The sequence below is a fragment of the Aeromonas aquatilis genome (assembly GCF_054052405.1).
Window position 1 is genome coordinate 1 of the sequence record NZ_JBSTYP010000112.1, and the last position, 4,715, is coordinate 4,715.

Here is a 4,715-nt window from a genome sequence, read left to right on the forward strand (position 1 = left end):
AGGCTGGGGTATCCATGATGGTAGACCTCAAGGTGATGGCCTACTTCAAGCTTAGCCTTTCAACACGTAATTGGGACATAGCCTAAAAAAACCGCCGGAACCGGCGGTTTTTTGTTGTCTGACGTTCGGGATTACATGCTGTAGGCCTTCTCGCCGTGCGTGGTCACATCCAGCCCTTCCCGCTCGGCATCGCCGTTCACCCGCAGACCCACCACCAAGTCAACCAACTTGAAAGAGATCGCCGCCACGGCACCGGACCAGAGGATGGTCACGCCAACCCCGATGGCCTGGCTCTTCACTTGTCCAAGGATGGAGTACCCCTCGGCCATCTGATTGGTGACATAGTCCCACACCCCGGTGCCGCCCAGATCCGGGCTGGCAAAGACACCGGTCAGCAAGGCGCCGAGAATGCCGCACACCCCGTGTACGCCAAACACGTCCAGACTGTCATCGGCACCCAGCAGACGCTTGAGACCGTGGACCCCCCACAGACCCGCCACGCCACTGATAAGGCCCATCACCAGACCACCACCCACCCCGACGAAGCCAGCCGCAGGGGTGATCACCACCAGACCGGAGACGGCGCCGGAAGCGGCACCCAGCAGGGAGGGACGCCCCTTCATCACCCACTCGGCCAAGGTCCATGACAGAGCTGCCGCAGCCGGAGCGACCCAGGTGTTGATAAAGGCGAGCGCAGCCACCCCGTTGGCTTCCAGCGCGGAGCCCGCGTTGAAACCGAACCAGCCGAACCAGAGCAGGGAGGCACCGATCATGGTCATGGTCAGGCTGTGGGGGGTCATGGGATCACGACCGTAGCCCAGACGCTTGCCCACCAGATAGGCACCCACCAGACCCGCCACGGCGGCGTTGATGTGCACCACTGTGCCGCCTGCAAAGTCCAGCGCACCATGCTGGAACAGATAACCGGCAGTTGCAGTCGCCGTGGCCGCAGCCTCGGCGCTGGTATAGGCATCCGGACCCGCCCAGTACCACACCATATGAGCCAGCGGGATGTAGGCGAAGGTGAACCAGATCACCGAGAAGAGCAGCACGGCGGCAAACTTGATGCGCTCGGCAAACGCCCCCACGATAAGGCCGCAGGTGATGGCGGCAAAGGCCCCCTGGAACACCACATAGATCAGCTCGCTTATCCCGACACCCTTGCTGAAGGTGGCGGCGATGGAGTCAGGGGTCACCCCCTTGAGCAGCACCTTGCTGAAGGAGCCGTAGAAATTGCCCCCCTCGGTAAAGGCCAGCGAATAGCCGTAGATCACCCAGAGCACGCAGATGAGGCAGAACAGGGTAAAGACCTGCATCAGCACGCTCAGCATGTTTTTGGCCCGCACCAGACCACCGTAGAAGAGGGCCAGACCGGGGATCGACATCAGGATCACCAACGCCGCCGAGAGCAGCATCCAGGTGTTGTCACCCTTGTTGATTGTCATGGCGGCAACCGGTGCCACCGCAGCCTGTACCTGAGCGACCTCTTCGGCCCAACTTGGGGTAACCAGCAAGGCAGGCAACATCGTCAGACCCGCCATCATCCATTTTTTGACCATAGAGCACTCTCCTTCCCTGTCGTACCGGTACAAGACCGGCTCCGTTTCCCTGATTGAATCTGTGGCGAACCGCAAGGTGTTGCTGCAACTCGCCAGAATCACACCCGTGCCCGGCACGGGGATGCCTCTTGCCACCTTCTCATCACGGCCTCTGCCGACAATGAGCGCAAGAGACTGTCTGACAGACAAATAGCATAAAGCGGGCCATAAATTTAAATCCTTTAAAATCATAAAATTAACTATCGACGCCCCCCGAATTGCACCAACATGGCGCGCTGACTGCGCCAACCCGCCCAGGGTCGCCCTGTCGCAGGGCAGGCGATACTTCACGCACCAGAAGTGCGCAAACCCTGAGCCAGCCCACAAGCTGACGTCATCGATATCGCGCGCTGCGGGCCCGCTCGTTTACACTGACAGACCAGCCGTTTCCTGTTATCCGACCACGGCACACCATTACGCAGCACCTTGTTTGCAAGGTGATGGCAGGCCCAATCCGAGGAACACCATGCAGTTCGATCGTCTCGACATCAGCCTCTCCCACTACCGTCATCTCGACCGGGAGCATCGCGCCCACATCGCGCTGCTGGGGATAGTGATGCTGGCCATCATGGCCCTTCATCTGTTGCTGCTGCCCCACTTACCTTACGAGCGCTTTTACGCCGTCAGCTTTGGCTTCGAGGTGATCAACTGGCTCACCATGCTGTTCCTGTTCTGGGTGGTGCAGTGCGCCCACCTGCCCACCCACACCTACCGCATGCTCTCCTGCGGTCTGATGTTGTGGATCATGGGGGCCACTGTCGACATCATGGATGAGCTGGTGGCGCAGCCACTCTGGCTCGCCATCTATGCCGAGGATCTGCTGCGATCCAGCGGCATCCTGCTCAGCAGCATCGGCATACTGAGCACCCTGCATCACCTCTTTCACATCAATGCCCAGCTCAGACAGCAGGCGCTGTTCGACGATCTGACCAGACTGCCAAACCGGCGCTACTTCCATCAGCAGCTGTTTCTGGAGCAAGGGGGGGGTCAGGCGCTGATCCTGCTGGATCTCGATCACTTCAAGGCGATCAATGACAACTACGGCCACGATATCGGCGATCGGGTATTACAGCAGTTTGGCGAGCTGTTGCAGCAGCACTGCCCGCCCGGTGCGCTGGCGGCCCGTGTCGGGGGTGAAGAGTTTGCCCTGCTGCTGCCCGTCGCCCACGAAGCCGAGCTGCAGCAACTGGCCAACACCCTGCTCATTGCGACCCGCACCATAGCCCCCGACCCGGCCCATACCATGACGGTCAGTCTGGGAGTGGGGATCCGCGAGCCCAAGGAACCGGCAGTCTCGCTGTTCAAACGGGTGGATCAGGCGCTTTATGGCGCCAAGGAGGCGGGCAGAAACTGCTCGGTATGGGCGATGCCGACTAACAAGGAGGCGTGAAGAGCTGCCGATTGATTGCCGATCACGGCGAAACATTGCTGCTGAAACAGGGGCCCAAGAGCCCCTGTTTGATGGGGAAAATCCCCTCGCCTAAAAGCGGAAGGTAAGACCGATATTGGCCTGCCACTGGGTTACCAGCTCCCCGCGCACCTTGAACACGCACTGCTCCGGGTTGCAGAGAAACTGGTTGTTGTCGTTGACCAGCGAGCCATAACCGCGCACCTCGGCCCGCAGCGCCAGATTCTCACTTAGCCGCGGCTGCACCCCAAGCGCCAGTGACATGGAAGGGGTAACCTCGCTGTCGTAAGCGGCAAAGCGGGTCACCCCGATCCCGGCGCCGATATAGGGCGCCATCAGGTTGTCAGAGAGGGTCAGCGCACCGGCAAAGTGCAGGGTGTCCACCGTCAAGCGGTCCGGCTGGTCGGGAGAGAGGGTGGTGGACTGATGGCTGTAGAGCAGCTCGATCATGCCGGGATCATCCACCTCCTTGCTGATAAAAAGACCCCAGCTGCCGGAGCCCTGTCCCTGCAGTGAATCAAACGATGCAGAAAGCGGCACCGGCTGCACCACCTCGTCACTCTTCTCGAAGTCGATGGCTGAGCTGTAACCAAAAAACGGCGTCACCTGCCAACCGGATGTGGTCGCGGCTTCGCTACTCCAGGCCTGCCCGAGTGGCAGCAACAACCCCATCATCGCTATCCCGGCTCTCTTCATCATCATCCCCTGCTCCCTGTGTGATTGTGCAGAAAGCATACCAGAGGCGTCCTGCGCCCATCCTAAACAGCGGCTGTACCGGATCACTTTCATCGCGGGATTTCCCTCTCGCCGGAACCTCCGCCGAGCCGCCCCACTGGCGCCGCTATGCGCCCCTGCCACCATCCATCGACGGTTAACCTCTGCCACGTATGCTGGCGCCAAATCGGGTCATCGGGACCTGTCATCACCACTCAAAAGGACATCAGGGAATGGTTGCCGCGCAACTCAACGACCCCAAAACTACCCTCGCGGATACCCTGCGGGCCACCGCGCATGCCATCGACGAGAACCACATCAGCCTGCGCCAGATGCTGGAGCTGGTGGGCGAGCAGGGAATGCTGCTGTTTTGCGTGCTGCTCACAGTCCCCTTTCTGCTGCCGGTCTCCATTCCCGGGGTCAGCACCCCGTTTGGCCTGTTGATCCTCTTTATCGGGATCGGCATCACCCTCAATCGGGTGCCCTGGCTGCCCGCCATGCTGATGGAGCGCCGCTTCGCCGCCGACCAGCTCAAGCCGACCCTGCACAAGGGGGCGGATCTGCTGGCCCGGGTCGATCGCGTTATCCGCCCGCGCCTGCTGGTGCTGACCGGCAGCAACACGGTCAACCGCTGCAACGGCCTGCTGATCATGCTGGCCGCCCTGCTGCTGATGCTGCCCCTGGGCGCCATCCCCTTCACCAATGCCATGCCTGCCTGGGCGATCCTGCTGCTGGCCACCGGCATGTTGCAGCGGGACGGCCTGTTCGTCGCCAGCGGCTACCTGCTGGTGAGCGCGACCCTGGTCTGGTTCAGCGTGCTGGCCATCGGCTTGCTGATGGCAGGCCAGAGCGCCACCAGTTTGCTCGGCTAAAGGAGAGGCAAAGAAAAAGGGCGACCAGATGGTTAATGCCAGTCAGTTAAGCCTGACTGGCATTGTTTTTATTGGCTTTTTTCACACTGTACTTCTGTGGCCTTGGCTTCACACAGCGGGGGT

4 protein-coding genes are annotated in these 4,715 nt (G+C 60.8%); 2 read left to right on the forward strand and 2 right to left on the reverse strand.

Going from position 1 to position 4,715, the window contains the following annotated elements; all coding sequences use genetic code 11:
• Window positions 1-131: 131 nt before the first annotated feature.
• The gene (gene amt, locus ACW5W8_RS23240) at window positions 132-1,559 is read right to left on the reverse strand and encodes an ammonium transporter (protein ID WP_498630757.1); all 1,428 of its coding nucleotides are present in this window, start codon (window positions 1,557-1,559) and stop codon (window positions 132-134) included.
• Between the two features lie 505 nt (window positions 1,560-2,064).
• On the opposite strand from amt, the gene ACW5W8_RS23245 reads away from it, so the two are divergent.
• Entirely contained in the window at window positions 2,065-2,988 is a 924-nt protein-coding gene (locus ACW5W8_RS23245; RefSeq protein WP_498630758.1) for a GGDEF domain-containing protein, read from the forward strand.
• A gap of 90 nt (window positions 2,989-3,078) precedes the next feature.
• On the opposite strand, the gene ACW5W8_RS23250 is transcribed toward ACW5W8_RS23245, so the two are convergent.
• Window positions 3,079-3,702: an outer membrane beta-barrel protein gene (locus ACW5W8_RS23250; RefSeq protein WP_498630762.1), complete on the reverse strand. Its 624-nt coding sequence runs from the start codon at window positions 3,700-3,702 to the stop codon at window positions 3,079-3,081.
• A gap of 251 nt (window positions 3,703-3,953) precedes the next feature.
• Here ACW5W8_RS23250 and ACW5W8_RS23255 point away from each other — a divergent pair, with 251 nt between their 5' ends.
• On the forward strand, window positions 3,954-4,592 hold the full coding sequence (locus tag ACW5W8_RS23255; protein ID WP_498630760.1) for an exopolysaccharide biosynthesis protein: 639 nt from the start codon (window positions 3,954-3,956) through the stop codon (window positions 4,590-4,592).
• Window positions 4,593-4,715: the final 123 nt, after the last annotated feature.